Below are 14714 nucleotides of genomic sequence, written 5' to 3'. Positions count from 1 at the left end.
GCCTACCTGGCCTGGATGGCCTGGGCCCACAACTGGTCCACCTCGGCCTTGCGGGCCGCGGCCTTGACCACGTCCAAGGGGCGGATCTGCGGCGCGGCGGGCATGCGCGCGGCGGCCTCGGCCGGCAAGGAGACATCGCGCCGCGACGGCCGCACGAAGCCTTGCGCGAACAGGCGCTGGCCGACATCGCTCATGATGAAGTTGAGCCACAGCCTGCCCGCGTTCGGATTGGGGCCGTCCTTGACCAGGCTGATCGCATAGGGCGCCGCCACGCTGGCTTCCCTGGGGATCACGATTTCGCAGGCGTCTCCCATCCCGTCCGCGTGCCGGGCTTTCAGGCCATCGTTTTCGTAGCCGATCCAGACCGGGATCTCGCCCTTCAGGAACTTGGCGTAAGGCGTGGTGCCCTCCACCCGCTGCACATTGCCCGCCGCATGCAGGCGGCCGAGGTAGTCGGTGCCCGCCTTGACATTGTCCTCGTCGCCGCCGTTGCCGTAGGCCGCCGCGAAAGTCAGCACCTGGCCCACGCCGGTGCTGCGCGGATCGAGATAGGTCACCGCGTTCCGGTATTCGGGCTTGAGCAGGTCGGCCCACCCCTCGGGAGCACGGGCGACGAGCTTGCGGTTGACCAGGAAAGCGATGTTCAGCGTGTGCACCGTGAACCAGCGGCCCTCGGCCTCGCGGAACACCTCGGGCAGCTGCTCGAAGCCCACGGGGCGGAAAGGCGCCACCAGATCCTTGCGCGCCGCGTCGACCGCCGAGGCCGCGAAGTAATAGGCGGTGTCGGCCTGCGGGCGTCGCCGCATCTTTTCAAGCGCCACCACCGTGGCGGCGGACCCCAGGTCGTTGTAGGTCAGCTCGATGTCCGGATAGCGTTGCTTGAATTCGCGGAACAGCGCCTTCCAGTTGGCCCATTCCGGTCCGGTATCGAAAGAGACGCACATCCCTTCCTTGCGCGCCGCTTCGTACAGCGCCTTCTCGCCTGCATATAGCTCGGGACCGCCCACGGCGGCCGCGCGCCGCGCCAGCGCCGCCAGAGGCAAGGCGCCGGCGGCCTGGATGAATCGTCTGCGTTGCATCGTGAAGCTCCTTGAGCGGCAAGTGAAATGGGATCAATCGTCCAGCAGGCAAATACGCGCGGGATCGATGGCGATGGCGCCGGCGGCCGGCAGGCTGCCTTGCGCGAGAAAGGGCGCGGACGCCCCGGGCACCTCGAAGTCGTAGCGCGTGACGGCGCCCAGATAACGCACGGCGCCGACCCTGCCCTCCAGGCGATTGGGCGCGCCAGGCGGCGGATCGGCCTCGACATGCTCGGGACGCACCAGCACATGCACCGCCCGGCCCGGCGCGCGCGCGCCCGTCGCCGTGGCCAGTCGGGCAAAGCCCACGTCGACGCGATCCGGCGCGGCGACCCGGCCGGGCAGCAACGTGGACAGCCCCACGAACTCGGCCACGGCCCGGCATGCCGGCCGCTCATACAACACGTGCGGCGCGGCGATCTGCAGCAGACGACCGTCCTTGAGCACCGCCACCCGGTCGGCCATGGCCAGCGCCTCTTCCTGGTCGTGGGTGACCAGCAGCGTGGTGGCGCCGAAACGCCGCTGCAAGGCGCGAATCTGGTCGCGCAGATAGGCGCGCACATTGGCGTCCAGGGCCGAGAGCGGCTCGTCCAGCAACAAGGCGCGGGGATCGATGGCCAGCGCGCGCGCCAGCGCGACACGCTGCTGCTGGCCCCCGGACAGCTGGGTGACGGCGCGCGCGGCATGCTCGGCCAGGCCGACCAGCTCCAGCAGCTCGCGGGCGCGGCGCTGGCGCTGCGCGACATCGACCTTGCGCAGCGCCATGCCGTAGGCCACGTTGTCCGCTACCGACAGATGCGGAAACAAGGCATAGCTCTGGAACACCATGCCGATGCCGCGCCGGTGCACCGGCGTGCCCGCCAGATCCTGTCCATTCAGCAGGATGCTGCCCGCATGCCCGGTCTCCAGGCCGGCCACCAGCTTGAGCAGGGTGGATTTGCCCGAGCCGCTGGGGCCGATCACGGCCAGCAGCTCACCCGTGTCGACCTGCATCGAAATGCCATGCACGCCCTGCCGGGCGCCTGGATAAAGATAATCGACGGTGTCAAAGACCAAGCTCATTGGGATCCGCGCAGAAGAAAGGACGACAGCAAGGCGGCGACGCTGGCGAGGATAAGCAGCACCACGGTGGCGGCGCAGGCGAATCCCGTGGCGCCATAGAACGCCTGCAACAGCAGCACCGGATAGGTGCGATTGTGAAAACCCGCCAACAGGTTGGAGAGATTGAATTCACCGATGGACAGGGCCGCGACCATGACCAGGCCGGACAGCAGGCTTTGGCGCAGGCTCGGCAGGACGATGCCGGTGAAGCGCTGGTACTCGGTGGCTCCCAGCGTGGCGGCCGCCTGCTCCAGACGATCGAGGCCCAGATGACGCAGGTCGGTCAGCAGCGCGTTGGTGAGATAAGGCAGGGTCGCGATGGCATGGGCCGCGATCAGCAGCGGCGTGCTGCCCAGCCAGGGCATGGCGTCGGTGTTGAATACGATCAGGTAGCCGAAGCCCAACGTGATCGGCGGCACCGCCACTGGCATGGCGGCGACGACGCGGCCGGCGAACGCGCGGCCGGCGCGCTCGCCACGATGCAATGCGTAGGCCAGGGGCGTGGCCAGCACGGCATTGATCGCGCACGCGGCCAACGCGACCATCAGGCTGGTGGAGAAGGCGCGCCGGAACGCGGCATCGTGCCACAGCTCGGCATACCACTGGCCGGTCGCGCCATTCGGCAGCAGCGTGTTGGTCCAGTTCTGGCCAAAGCTGCCTATCACCAAAAGCACGATCGGCAGCAACAGATACGCGCCATACGCCAGGGAAACGCCACGGACCACAGCGACCTCCGCATCCAAGAAAACCTGCCGTAATACTTTCCAATATGGACCATATGCAGCCATGCCACGCGGTGCATTCTAGGTAAAAAAATAGCCTTTTCACATGTGATTTTTATGAATACATTTGAATTTTTGGAAAGTATCTCGATCAACCTGTTCAAGAGTGCATACCCGTGAAACATCAATGCCCTTCCCTGAAGGAATTGCTGGCCTTCGACGCGGTGGCGCGGCAAGGCAGCCTGACCCAGGCCGCCAACGTGCTGTGCCTGTCCGTCAGCGCCGTGAGCAAGCAGATCGCGGCGCTGGAGTCCTTTCTCGGCGTGGCCCTGCTGTGCAAGGACGGGCGCGGCATTCAACTCACCACGCAAGGCCGGGTCTACTGGCAGAAGATCGCCGGCAGCCTGCGCGCCATAGAAACGGCCACCTACGAAACCCGCGCCAGCCACGGCGACGCCGGCATGATCACGCTGGCCAGCGTGCCCACCTTCCTCACTCGCTGGCTGATTCCGCGCCTGCCCGAGTTCCGGCGCCGGCATCCCCAGGTGACGCTGAGCTTCAGCCGTCATCTGGCCCCCGCCGAGGATATGCCCGCCCGAGTGGACGCAGCCATCCGGTATGGATCGGGCAACTGGCAAGGCGTGGTGACCGAATACATCGCGGGACGCGAGTTCGTGCTCATCGCGTCGGACGGTCTGGCCGGCGGCCGCAAGGGGCTGCGCCGGCCCGAGGCGCTGCCCGATCGCACCCTGCTGCATCACGAGGAAGCCGCCAACGCCTGGCCGCAATGGGCCGCGCGGCATGGCGTGGCGCAGGCGCGCGTGGCGGCCGGTCCGCGCTTCGCGCAGTATTCGGCGATCATCCAGGCCGCGCGCAGCGGGCTGGGCATCGGCCTGGTGCCGCGCATCCTGGTGGAGGACGAACTGGCTGGCGGTGACCTGTACAGCCCCTGCGGCGCGTCGGTAGTGGTGGACCAGGGACACTATCTGTGCGTGCGGCCCGACCGGCTGGACCTGCCCGCGTTCGGCGTCTTTCGGGAATGGCTGCTGGAAGAGGGCGCGCTGTCGCGGGAAGCCACGGGATCGTCGGCGCGAGCCTGATCACCACGCCCGGCGGAGCGGTCCCGGTCCTGCCGGGAAACAGGCTGGCGATTGACCGGCAGATCCGGTACTTTGCTTAAATAATAATGATTTGCAATAATCGTCGGCTTCTCGCCATCCCCACCGCTGGCCTCACGCCCCTCCCCCACCATGCGCCGGACCCGTCCCACCGAACACGGTTGGCTCGCCTACTATCGCGAGCTGCTGGGAACATGGCGGCGCAAGGCGCAAGGCCCGGGCGATGTCGAGGACTCGGCGCACGACGCCATCGCCAACATGCTGGAGGGCGACGTGTCCGCCATCCGCAATCCCCGCGCCTACCTGCACCGCAGCGTCCATCACGGGCTGATCAACCGTCACCACCGGCAGCAGCGCGAAGCCGCCGTGCCGCTGCACGACCTGGCCGAGGACGAGCATCCCGCCCACGAGGATCCCGAGGCCAACGTGCGCACCGCCCAGCTGTCGCGCGCGCTGATGGAAGCGCTGGCCGAGCTGCCGCAGCCCTGCGCGGCCGTGTTCGCCTGGCACCGCCTGGAAGGCCGCACGGTCGCGGAAATCGCGGCCCAGCTCGGCCTGTCGAACAGCAGTGTGGAAAAATACCTGACGCGCACCATGCGGCACCTGCATGCGCGGCTGCGCCCGTTCTCCCAATGACATGAAGGACCACGCCGACCCGCCGTCCCGCTCGCGCGGAACCGCCGCGAATTCGCCCATGCTCCCGGATACGCACCATGGACCCCTCTGACGCCCGTCGCCCGCCGGCCGATCCGCTGGACGCGGCGGCCTACTGGTTCGCCCGCGACAGCGGCGGGCTGATGTCGGCCGCCGAGCGGAGCGAGTTCGACGCCTGGCGCCGCGCCGATCCCGCGCATGAACGCGCCTACCGCGAAATGCTGGACACCTGGGCGCTGACGCGGGCCGTGCCCGACCACAAGCTGCGCCCGCTGCTGCGGCCGGCGGCGCCTGAGCGTCGTTTCTCGCCGGGCCGCCGCAGGCTGGCCTGGGGCGTGGGCGCGACCGCCTGCGCGGCCGCCGCCGTGGGCCTGGCCTCGCCCGGCTGGTGGCCCGCGTCGACGCTGCCCGCGCAGCGCTACGCCACGGCGCGGGGCGAGCGGCGCCGCGTCGATCTGGAGGACGGCTCCGTCCTCACCTTGAATACCGGCACGCAGACCGAGGTGCGCTACACGCGCTCCGAACGGCGGGTCACGTTGCACCCAGGCGGCGAGATCATGCTGGACGTATCGCCCGACGCGTCCCATCCCTTCATCGTCGACACGGAGATCGGCCGCGTGCGCGTGACGGGCACGCGTTTCAACGTCCGCCACGACGGCGGCCAGATGGCGGTCGCGGTGGAATCCGGCTCGGTCGAGGTCATCGCCGGCCCGTGGTGGAACGGACAGCGCGTCAAGCTGCCGGCCGGCTACGGCGTGCGCATGGCCGGCGGCGGCGAGACGGTGCGCATCCAGCCGGTGGATGTGGCCACGCTGACCGCCTGGCGCCAGGGCAAGACGGTGTTCAACGACACGCCGCTGGCCGAGGTGGTCCGGGAAATCAACCGCTACCGCGCGCAGCCCATCCAGGTCGCGCCCGCGCTTGCCCGCGTGCGCATCTCCGGCGTGTTCGACGTGGACGACACCGGCGCCTTCCTCAAGGCCCTGCCGGCCCTGGTGCCGCTGAGGGTCCAGCCCCGCGCCGACGGCGGCGCCGACCTGCTGGCGCGCTGAGCGGCCGCGCCGCGCCGCCTGGCGCCGGCATCGTGGACGGAGGAACGACGGGCGTCTGTCATCCATACGGGCAGGCAGGCAAAGATACATTCTGTTTCTAATTTGGCATGAGAATTATTCCGGGTTTTTCGGTCCACCCGCTCATACCTAATAACGGCGGCAGTCGCCGCCGCAAGCCCCCGCCCTGACGGCCAGCCGGCCCGCATGGCCCCAGAACGAATACACATCGTGACCAGACCCGACGCCCGCCTTTCCGCCCGCGCCCCGCGCCGTGGCGCTCCCCTTCCCGCCGCGCTCAACGCGCTCGCCTTGTCCATGGCGCTGGCATTCGCCGCCGCGCCGCACGCCGTCCGGGCGCAGAGCGCCGCGCCCGTCAAGATCAGCATCGCCGCCCAGCCGCTGGACAAGGCGCTGCTGCAATTCGGCCAGCAGACCCGGCTGCAGGTCTATTTCCTGCCCGAAGCGGTGCGCGACCTGAAGGCGCCCGCCGTCTCGGGCTCGCTGACCGCGCAGCAGGCGCTGGACCGCCTGCTGGCCGGTTCCGGCCTGGCGGCCCGCATCGAAGGCAACACCGCCGTCATCGCGCCCGCGCCGGCCGAAACCGCGACGCTGTCCGCCGTGCCGGTGTACGGCGACGGCCGCGGCGAAGCCGTCGAGGGCCTGGTCGCGCGCCGCAGCCGCACCGGCACCAAGACCGACACGCCGCTCAACGAGATTCCTCAGACCATCAACGTGGTCACCGCGCAGCAGCTGGAGATGACCGGCGCGACCGACATCAACCAGGCGCTGCGCTACATCCCGGGCTTCTCCAGCTATGGCTCGGAAAACCGCTCGGATTGGTATTCGGTGCTGCGCGGTTTCACCCCCACGGCCTATGTGGACGGGCTGCAGGTGCCCAAGACCCTGAACCTGGCCAGCTGGCGCGTCGAGCCCTACACCATCGACAGCATCACGGTGCTGCGCGGGCCGACCTCGGTGCTGTACGGCCAGGGCGATCCCGGCGCCATCGTCGACGTGCAAAGCAAGCTGGCCAACGGCGACCGCATCCGCGAGATCGAGGTCCAGGTCGGCAACTACGCGCGCAAGCAGCTGGCGTTCGACATCGGCGACACCGCCAACAGCGACGGCACGCTGTCCTACCGCCTGATCGGCGTGGGCCGCGACGGCAATTCACAGACCGGCCCCAACAAGGACGGCCGCATCGCCTTCGCCCCGTCGCTGCGCTGGCAGCCCAGCGCGGCGACGTCGCTGACGCTGTCGGCCACCTACCTGGACGACCGCAGCGACATCGCCAGCAACTTCCTGCCGGCCCAGGGCATGGTGCTGCACAATCCCAACGGCCGCATCTCGCGCGATGTGTACACGGGCGAACCGGACTTCAACTATTACCGCAAGAAGCAGTGGTCGCTGGGCTATGCCTTCGAGCACAAGCCCGACTCGACCTGGACGCTGCGCCAGAACGTGCGCCTGATGCACTCGCAGCTGAACAACCGCTCGGTCTGGGGCGGCGGGCTGGACGCCAGCGATCGCACCATGGCCTCGATCAGCCGCTATGCCGGCATCTTCCAGTTCAACTACAGCCGCTTCGACATCGACAATCAGGCCGAGGCCAAATTCCGCACAGGCGGGCTGCAGCATACGCTGCTGGCCGGCCTGGAATACAACCGCCAGTCCACCACCGACAGCGAAATGCTGGCGCAGGCGCCGTCGCTGAACCTGTACAACCCCGCCTACAGCGGAATCGACCATTCGCTGTTCTATGGTCCCAACGCGTTCCCCCGCACCGACACCTACACCACCATGAACATGGTCGGCCTGTACCTGCAGGACCAGATCAAGTTCGAGCGCTGGGTGCTCACGCTGGGCGGCCGCAAGGATTGGGCCCGCACCAGGCAGACCGACCGCGAGGCCGATACCCGCTCGTCGCAGCTGGACCAGGCCTTCAGCGGCCGCGTCGGCCTGACCTATCTGGGCGATTACGGCCTGTCGCCCTACATCAGCTACTCGACCTCGTTCAATCCGGTGGGCAACACGCGCCTGGCCAGCGGCGACTGGGCCGCGCCCACCAAGGGCAAGCAGATCGAGGCCGGTCTGCGCTGGCAGCCCGACGGCGAGAACCTGACGCTGAACGCGGCGGTCTACCAGATCAAGCAGACCAATGTGTTGACGCCCAATCTGGACGACCCCACCGGCAGCACCTCGGTGCAGGCCGGCGAGGTGCGTTCGCAGGGCGTCGAGCTGAGCGCCGTGGGCAAGCTGACGCCCGAGCTGTCGATCGTGGGCGCCTATGTGTTCCAGAACGTCAAGAACACCAAGGCCAACGACGAGACCCAGGGCAAGTGGCCGGTGGACATTCCGCGTCCGCGCCAGATGGCCTCGCTATGGGCAGACTGGACCTGGCGCACGGGCGCGCTGGAAGGCTTCGGCCTGGGCGCGGGCGTGCGCTACCAGAGCTCGGCGGCAGGCGCGTCGGACAACTCGCTGAAGGTGCCCAGCTACACCGTCTATGACGCCGGCCTGCACTACGAGATGCCGAACTGGCGCTTCGCGCTGAACGCCAGCAACCTGTTCGACCGCAAGTACGTGAGCGGCTGCCAGTCCTATTCCGTCTGCATGTACGGCAACGGACGCACTGTCATGGCCACGGCCAAGTACTACTGGTAAGCCGCCGGCGCGGGCGGTTCAGCCCGCCCGCGCCGCATCCTCCAGGATCAGCTCGGCGCCGCGCTCGGCCACCATCATCACGGCGGCCTGGGTGTTGCCGGACACCATCCTCGGCATGACCGAGGCGTCCACCACCCGCAGGCCGTCCAGCCCGTTCACGCGCAGCCGGGAATCCGTCACGGCATCCGCGTCCGCGCCCATGCGGCAGGTGCCGATCGGGTGATAGATGGTCTGGCCGTTCTGGCGCGCGAAGTCCAGCCATTCGTCGTCGCTCTGCACGTCCTTGCCCGGACTCAGCTCGGCCGCCACGAAGGGCTGCAGGGCCGGCCGCGAGACGATGCGGCGCGCCGCCCGCATGCCGCCGACCAGGCTGTCGCGGTCGATCCGCGCCGCCAGGAAGTTGGGGCGGATGGCGGGCGCGGCCAGCGGATCGGCCGACACCGCATGAATCGAGCCCGTCGATTCGGGGCGCAACTGGGCCACGCCGATGGTCATGCCCGGAAAGCGGTCCAGGATGCGCTCGGCCGCGTTGGCATAGCTGGCGTGCACGAAGAAGAATTGCACGTCGGGCTGCGCGAGCTGCGGCGCGCTCTTGACGAAACCGTGCGCCAGCCCCGTGCCCAGCGTCAGGATGCCCTGGCGCGACAGCGCGTAGCGCGCCACCTGCCGCGCCAGCCGCCAGCCGCGCGACATCTCGTTCAGCGTCACCGTGTTCTTCACGCGCCAGTTCATGCGCGTGGCGTAGTGGTCGATGTAGTTCTCGCCCACCTGCGGCAGCGCGTGCGCCAGCGGAATGCCCAGCCGGGCCAGCAACGCGGGATCGCCCACGCCCGACAGCTCCAGCAGCTGCGGCGATTGCACCGCGCCCAGGCACAGCAGCGTCTCGCGGCGCGCGCGCACCATGTGCTCGCCGTCCTTGCAGCGATAGGCCAGACCGACGCAGCGCCTGCCCTCGAACAGCAGCCGCGTGATGCGCGCGCCGCACTCGACCGTCAGGTTGGGCCGGCCCGAGGCCGGTTTCAGGTAGCCGTCCACCACGCTCCAGCGTCGCCCCCGGTGCTGCAGCACCTGGTAGTAGCCCACGCCTTCCTGGCTGCCGGCGTTGTAATCGGGATTGAGCGGCTGGCCGTCCTGCTGCGCGGCCTTCAGGAAGGCCTCGGCCACCGGATAGCGTTCCGAGACTTCATGCAGGCGCATGGGGCCGTCGTGGCCGCGCCCCGCGCCGCCTTTTTCATAGGCTTCGATCTTGCGGAACAGGCGCTCGGCCTGGGCCCAGTTCCAGCCCGCCGCGCCGGCCGCTTCCCAGCCGTCGTAGTCCGCCGGCTGGCCGCGCACGTAGATCATGCCGTTGATCAGGGTGGAGCCGCCCACGCCCTTGCCGCGCGGCACGGCGATGCGGCGGCCGTGCACGTTGTCCTCGGGCTCGGTGGAGAAGCGCCAGTTGTAGTCGGGATCGACCAGCAGCTTGGAAAATCCCGCGGGAATGCCGATCCAGGGACTGCGGGCCTCGTGGCCGGCCTCCAGCATCAGCACGCGGTACTTGCCGTCGGCGCTCAGGCGGTTGGCCAGGATGCAGCCGGCGGTGCCGCCGCCGGCGATGATGAAATCGTAATCGCTCATCGACTCAGGCCCGCACGCCCATCATCTCGGCCATCAGCGCGATCTGGCAGGCCAGCATGGGCGCGCCATGGTGGATGCGGCAGCCGCGCGCCGCCGCCGCTTGCAGCAGCGCCGTGTCGCGCGGCTGCATGATGACCTCGCACACCAGCTGGTCCGGCGTCAGGCGGCCGGCGTCCAGCGGCAGCGGATCCGTGTCGCGCATGCCCAGCGAGGTGCCGTTGACGACCAGATCGTGGCCGGACGGATCCGCCCTGCCGATGTCGATGCGCGCATCGGGAAGCAGCGACAGGATGCGCGCCTTCAGGTCCTCGGCCTTGGCCGTCGTGCGGTTGGCGATGGTCAGCCGCGCCACGCCGGCCTGCGCCAGCGCGAAGCCGATGGCGTTGGCCGCGCCGCCGGCGCCGGCCAGGTAGGCGCTCTTGCCCTTCGGGTCCACGCCGGCCTCGATCAGGCCGCCGACGAAGCCCTCGCCGTCCAGCATGTGCGCCGTCAGCCTGCCGTCGGCGTCGCGTCGCACCACATTGGCCGCGCCGATCTTGCGCGCCACCGGCGTGGCCTCGTCGACCAGGTCCAGGATGGCTGTCTTGTGCGGCATGGTGACGATGAAGCCGCCCAGGTTCTGCAACTGCCGCAGCCCCTGCACCACCTGCGCCAGCTCCGCCGGGCGCGCGTGGAACGGCACGCACACGCCGTCGAAGCCCAGGCGCGCGAAGTGCTCGTTCATGCGCTGCGGCGTCTTCACGTGGTGGATGGGGTCGGCCAGGATGCCGAACAGCCGGGTATGGCCGCTGATTTCCTTCATGGTGTGCTCCGAGGCTATTTCTGTTCCAGCAGCTCGCGCGCCACGGCGGCGATGCCGTCGGCGTCCAGCCGGTAATGGGCGTACAGCGCGGTGGGCGGCGCGATCAGGCTGTATTCGTCATGAATGCCGTGGCGGCGCAGGCGCACGCCCAGGCCGCCGTCGGCCAGCACCTCGGCCACGGCCGAGCCCAGCCCGCCCATCACATTGTGCTCTTCCACCGTCAGCATCCGGCCGGCGGCGCGGGCCGCGGCCAGCACCGCGTCGCGGTCCAGCGGCTTGATGGTGGGCATGTCGATCACGCCGACCGACAGGCCGGCCTCGCGCAACCGTTCGGCGGCCTGCAGCGCCGCGTGCACGGCGATGCCGCAGGCGATGATGTTCAGGTCGCCGCCCAGCGCGTGCGTGATGGCGCGGCCGAACTGGAACGGCGCGCCATCGGCGTAGACCTGCGGATCGCGGCCTCGGCCAATGCGGAAGTAGATGGGCTCGGGCCAGTCGACGCTGGCCTTGATGGCCGAGGCCAGTTGCGGGCCGTCGGCCGGCGACACCACGGTCAGCCCGGCGATGGCGCGCGTGGTGGAGATGTCTTCGGTGGCATGGTGCGAGGTGCCGTAGAAGCCCAGGCTGATGCCGGTGTGATGACCGATCAGGCGCACCGGCAGCCGGGTATAGGCCACGTCCATGCGGATCTGCTCGCAGCACAGCAGGCCCAGGAAGGACGCGAAGGTGGCGACGAAGGGCATCAGCCCCGTGGTGGCCATGCCGGCGGCGGCCGAGACCATGTTCTGTTCCGAGATGCCGAACTGCACATAGCGTTCGGGAAAGGCGGACGCGTAGCGGTTCAGGCCGTTCGAGTATTGCAGGTCGGCCGAGCCGGCCACGACGGGATGGCCGGCGCGCGTCAGATCGATGAGCGCGTCGGACAGATAGGACAGGCCGGGCGTGACCGCATTGAGCGCGCGGTACTGCCAGGAATCGGGGGAGCGCGGCGCGGATGGCGACCCGGAGTGCGGCCGGGTGTGCTGCTGGGATTGCGGCATGGCGGTTCAGATCTCGCGGGACAGGATTTCGGCGACGGCGGCATCGGCGTCGGACGGGGCCAGGTAGCCCAGGTGCCAGCCGGGTTCGGTTTCCATATAGGACACGCCCTTGCCCTTGACGGTGCGGGCGATCACGCAGGCCGGCCGTTCGCGCGTGCCGTCCGCGCGCAGCCGGCGCAGCAGCGCGGTCAGCGCGGACAGGTCGTGGCCGTCGACCTCGTGCACGTCCCAGCCGAAGGCGCGCCACTTGTCGGCCAGCGATTCCACGCCGATCACGTCGTCGACCCGGCCGTCGAGCTGATAGCCGTTGCGATCGACGATGGCGATCAGGTTGGACAGCCGGTGATGCGCGGCGAACAGCGCCGCTTCCCAGACCTGCCCTTCCTGCATCTCGCCGTCGCCCAGCATGACGAAGACGCGGAAATCGCGCTGGCCCAGGCGCGCGCCGACCGCCATGCCGGCGCCGTTGGACAGCGCGTGGCCGATCGAGCCGGAGCTGAAGTCCACGCCCGGCACCTTGCTCATGTCGGGATGGTCGCCCAGCGGGCTGCCCAGGCGGGTGTAGTCATCCAGCCATGCGCGCGGAAAGAAATCATGGTCGGCCAACACCGGGAACAGGCCGACGGCGGCATGCCCCTTGCCCATGAGGAAGCGGTCGCGGTCCGGCCAGGCGGGTTCGCCCGGCCGCAGCCGCATCACGCCGTAGTACAGCGCGGCGAAGATCTCGGCGCAGGAAAAGACCGAGCTGTAGTGGCCGACCTTGGCGATCTCGATCAGGCGGATGGTTTCGAGCCGGATGTGGCGGGCCTTGTCCCGCAGCGTCCGAAGCTCGTCCTGGGTGGGGATTTCCAGGTCCGTGGGCATGGCGTCTCCTGCCGTTTTTAGATATATCATATATAATATACCCATCGCGCTCGAATTGGCTATGCCGGGCTAGAATTCGTTCCGGATTCACCCGTTCCTTCCCATACGCACGCCGCAACCGCCATGCCCAGCCTTAAACCGGTCAAGAAAGAGAACCTGTCCGTCAGGGTCTACAACGAAATCCGCAATGCCCTGATCAACGGGCAGTACGAGCCTGGCGAACGCCTGATCATCGGCGAGCTGGCCCAGGAAATGGGCGTGTCCATCACGCCCGTGCGCGAGGCCATCTTCCGGCTCATCAGCGAGCAGGGCCTGGAGATGCAGGCCGCCACCGCGGTCTACGTGCCCTATGTGAACTCCGAGAAGCTGCGCGAGATCCAGCAGATCCGCTTCCACCTTGAAGGCATGGGCGCGGCGGAGGCCGCCAAGCACATCACCCGCAAACAGCTCGACAACCTGATCGCGCTGCAACAGGAATTCCTGTCCTACACGGCCAGCGATCCCAAGCGGGCCAGCTACCTGAACCGCAAGTTCCATTTCGGCATCCTCGAGGCCAGCAACAAGCCCATCCTGCGCAATACGGTGGAATCGTTCTGGGTCATCACCGGCCCCATCCTGAAGGTCTTCCACGTCAAGACGGCCGGCATCGACTACACGCAGGACGAGCACCGCCACGGGGCCGTGCTGGCCGCGCTGGAGGCGCGCGACTCCGAGGCCGCCGCCCGCGCCATCCAGGCCGACCTGGTCTGGGGCGGCAAGATCATGATCGACTGGCTGGTCGAGCGCGAGAAGGAAATGGACTACCGCCCGCCCGCCCCACGCAAATAGGAAACCGCATGCTGACGATCTTCGGCGCTCCCGGCCGCTATATACAGGGCCCCGACGCACTGGACACCCTGGGCCGGCAGGCCGCCCTCTTCGGCCGCCGCGCCGCGCTGGTGATCGACGGCCCCATGCATGCCATCCTGGGCGCGCGCGTCGAGGCGCTGTGCGCCGCCAGCCAGGTGCGAGCAATGCCGCTGATCGTCGAAGGTGATCTGACGCCCGAGACCATCGAAGCGCTGCGCGCGCAGGCCGGCAGGCTCGACGCCGACATGGTCGTCGCGGTGGGCGGCGGCAAGGCGCTGGACGCCGGCAAGGCGGTGGCGCGCTCGCTGCATTGCCACCTGATCACCGTGCCGACCGCGGCGTCGAACGACGCCCCCACCAGCAAGAACTACGTGCTGTACGACGCCGACCACAACCTGCTGGCGGTCGAGCACATGCTGTTCAACCCCACCATCGTGCTGGTGGACACCACCGTCATCGCCAGCGCGCCGGCCGCCTTCTTCCGCGCCGGGCTGGGCGACGCCGTGTCCAAGAAGTTCGAGGCCGAGCAGTGCCGCCGCCACGGCGGATCCAATATGTATGGTGGCAAGCCGCCCCTGGCCGCGCAGTTGCTGGCCGAGGGCTGCCTGCGCATCCTGCTGGAAGACGGCGCCCAGGCGCTGGCAGCGGCCGGGACCGGCCGGCCCACGCCGGCCTTCGAGCGCGCGGTCGAGGCCATGATCCTGCTGAGCGGGCTGGGCTTTGAAAGCGGCGGCCTGTCCATCGCCCATGCGCTCACGCGCGGCCTGCCGCGCATCGCCGGCCTGGCCACCTCGGCCCACGGCTTGCAGGTGGCGCTGGGGCTGCTGGTGCAACTGGATCTGGAAGCGCGCGACGACGGCCTGCTGGCCGAGCTGACGCGCTGGTACGCGCAAGTGGGCCTGCCCGTCAGCCTGCGCGAGCTGGGCGCCACGGCGCCGACGGACGCGGAACTGGAAACCGCCGCCGCCCTGACCTTGAACGCGCGCCACGCGGCCAACTTCGACCGGACGCTGTCGGTGGCCGAACTGGCCGCCGCGCTGCGCCGGCGCGCCTGAGCCCGGCCGCCTGAGACGCGCGCCGCGCCCGGGCGCGATGGTCGCGAGCGCGCGCCACGCAGTCTTGCGCGCCGCGCATTCCTGCCTTTGGCTG

At 69.0% G+C, this 14714-nt stretch carries 13 protein-coding genes; 6 read left to right on the top strand and 7 right to left on the bottom strand.

Going from position 1 to position 14714, the window contains the following annotated elements; translation table 11 throughout:
- Window positions 1-2: 2 nt before the first annotated feature.
- From AC6LJ5_RS15890 to AC6LJ5_RS15880, 3 genes are read right to left on the bottom strand one after another with little or no spacing between them, the layout of a single operon-like run.
- A complete protein-coding gene (locus AC6LJ5_RS15890) occupies window positions 3-1079 on the bottom strand; it encodes an extracellular solute-binding protein (protein ID WP_498140967.1) in 1077 nt (358 codons plus the stop codon).
- A 33-nt stretch (window positions 1080-1112) separates the two neighbouring features.
- Window positions 1113-2141, bottom strand: a complete 1029-nt coding sequence (locus tag AC6LJ5_RS15885; RefSeq protein ID WP_498140966.1) for an ABC transporter ATP-binding protein — start codon at window positions 2139-2141, stop codon at window positions 1113-1115.
- Window positions 2138-2857 carry an ABC transporter permease gene (locus tag AC6LJ5_RS15880; protein WP_369869802.1) on the bottom strand — a complete coding sequence of 240 codons (720 nt, stop codon included), beginning with the start codon at window positions 2855-2857 and terminating at the stop codon, window positions 2138-2140. Before AC6LJ5_RS15880 ends, AC6LJ5_RS15885 begins: the two co-directional genes overlap by 4 nt.
- 221 nt (window positions 2858-3078) lie before the next feature.
- Here AC6LJ5_RS15880 and AC6LJ5_RS15875 point away from each other — a divergent pair, with 221 nt between their 5' ends.
- The 4 genes from AC6LJ5_RS15875 to AC6LJ5_RS15860 all read left to right on the top strand — a co-directional run bounded on the left by AC6LJ5_RS15875 (window position 3079) and on the right by AC6LJ5_RS15860 (window position 8390).
- A complete protein-coding gene (locus AC6LJ5_RS15875) occupies window positions 3079-4002 on the top strand; it encodes a LysR substrate-binding domain-containing protein (RefSeq protein WP_498140965.1) in 924 nt (307 codons plus the stop codon).
- 150 nt (window positions 4003-4152) lie between these two features.
- The gene (locus tag AC6LJ5_RS15870) at window positions 4153-4656 is read left to right on the top strand and encodes an RNA polymerase sigma factor (protein ID WP_392409766.1); all 504 of its coding nucleotides are present in this window, start codon (window positions 4153-4155) and stop codon (window positions 4654-4656) included.
- Between the two features lie 77 nt (window positions 4657-4733).
- Window positions 4734-5726: a FecR family protein gene (locus AC6LJ5_RS15865; protein WP_392409765.1), complete on the top strand. Its 993-nt coding sequence runs from the start codon at window positions 4734-4736 to the stop codon at window positions 5724-5726.
- A 315-nt stretch (window positions 5727-6041) separates the two neighbouring features.
- Window positions 6042-8390 carry a TonB-dependent siderophore receptor gene (locus AC6LJ5_RS15860; protein ID WP_498140977.1) on the top strand — a complete coding sequence of 783 codons (2349 nt, stop codon included), beginning with the start codon at window positions 6042-6044 and terminating at the stop codon, window positions 8388-8390.
- Between the two features lie 18 nt (window positions 8391-8408).
- Here AC6LJ5_RS15860 and AC6LJ5_RS15855 read toward each other — a convergent pair whose 3' ends face one another.
- From AC6LJ5_RS15855 to AC6LJ5_RS15840, 4 genes are read right to left on the bottom strand one after another with little or no spacing between them, the layout of a single operon-like run.
- Window positions 8409-10010 carry a GMC family oxidoreductase gene (locus AC6LJ5_RS15855; RefSeq protein WP_498140964.1) on the bottom strand — a complete coding sequence of 534 codons (1602 nt, stop codon included), beginning with the start codon at window positions 10008-10010 and terminating at the stop codon, window positions 8409-8411.
- Window positions 10011-10014: 4 nt separating this feature from the next.
- Window positions 10015-10812: a shikimate dehydrogenase family protein gene (locus AC6LJ5_RS15850; protein ID WP_498140963.1), complete on the bottom strand. Its 798-nt coding sequence runs from the start codon at window positions 10810-10812 to the stop codon at window positions 10015-10017.
- Between the two features lie 14 nt (window positions 10813-10826).
- The gene (locus AC6LJ5_RS15845) at window positions 10827-11852 is read right to left on the bottom strand and encodes a transketolase family protein (RefSeq protein WP_498140962.1); all 1026 of its coding nucleotides are present in this window, start codon (window positions 11850-11852) and stop codon (window positions 10827-10829) included.
- A gap of 6 nt (window positions 11853-11858) precedes the next feature.
- Window positions 11859-12716, bottom strand: coding sequence for a transketolase (locus AC6LJ5_RS15840; protein WP_498140961.1), 858 nt, complete (start codon window positions 12714-12716; stop codon window positions 11859-11861).
- 123 nt (window positions 12717-12839) lie between these two features.
- Between AC6LJ5_RS15840 and AC6LJ5_RS15835 the strand changes: the two genes are divergently transcribed.
- Together AC6LJ5_RS15835 and AC6LJ5_RS15830 are read left to right on the top strand one after the other, a co-directional pair.
- A complete protein-coding gene (locus AC6LJ5_RS15835; protein ID WP_103275669.1) occupies window positions 12840-13544 on the top strand; it encodes a GntR family transcriptional regulator in 705 nt (234 codons plus the stop codon).
- An 8-nt stretch (window positions 13545-13552) separates the two neighbouring features.
- A complete protein-coding gene (locus AC6LJ5_RS15830) occupies window positions 13553-14620 on the top strand; it encodes a glycerol dehydrogenase (RefSeq protein ID WP_103275670.1) in 1068 nt (355 codons plus the stop codon).
- Window positions 14621-14714 lie beyond the last annotated feature (94 nt).

Source organism: Achromobacter sp. 1011791174 (assembly GCF_059760925.1).
This window is presented reverse-complemented; position numbering and strand designations above follow the sequence as displayed.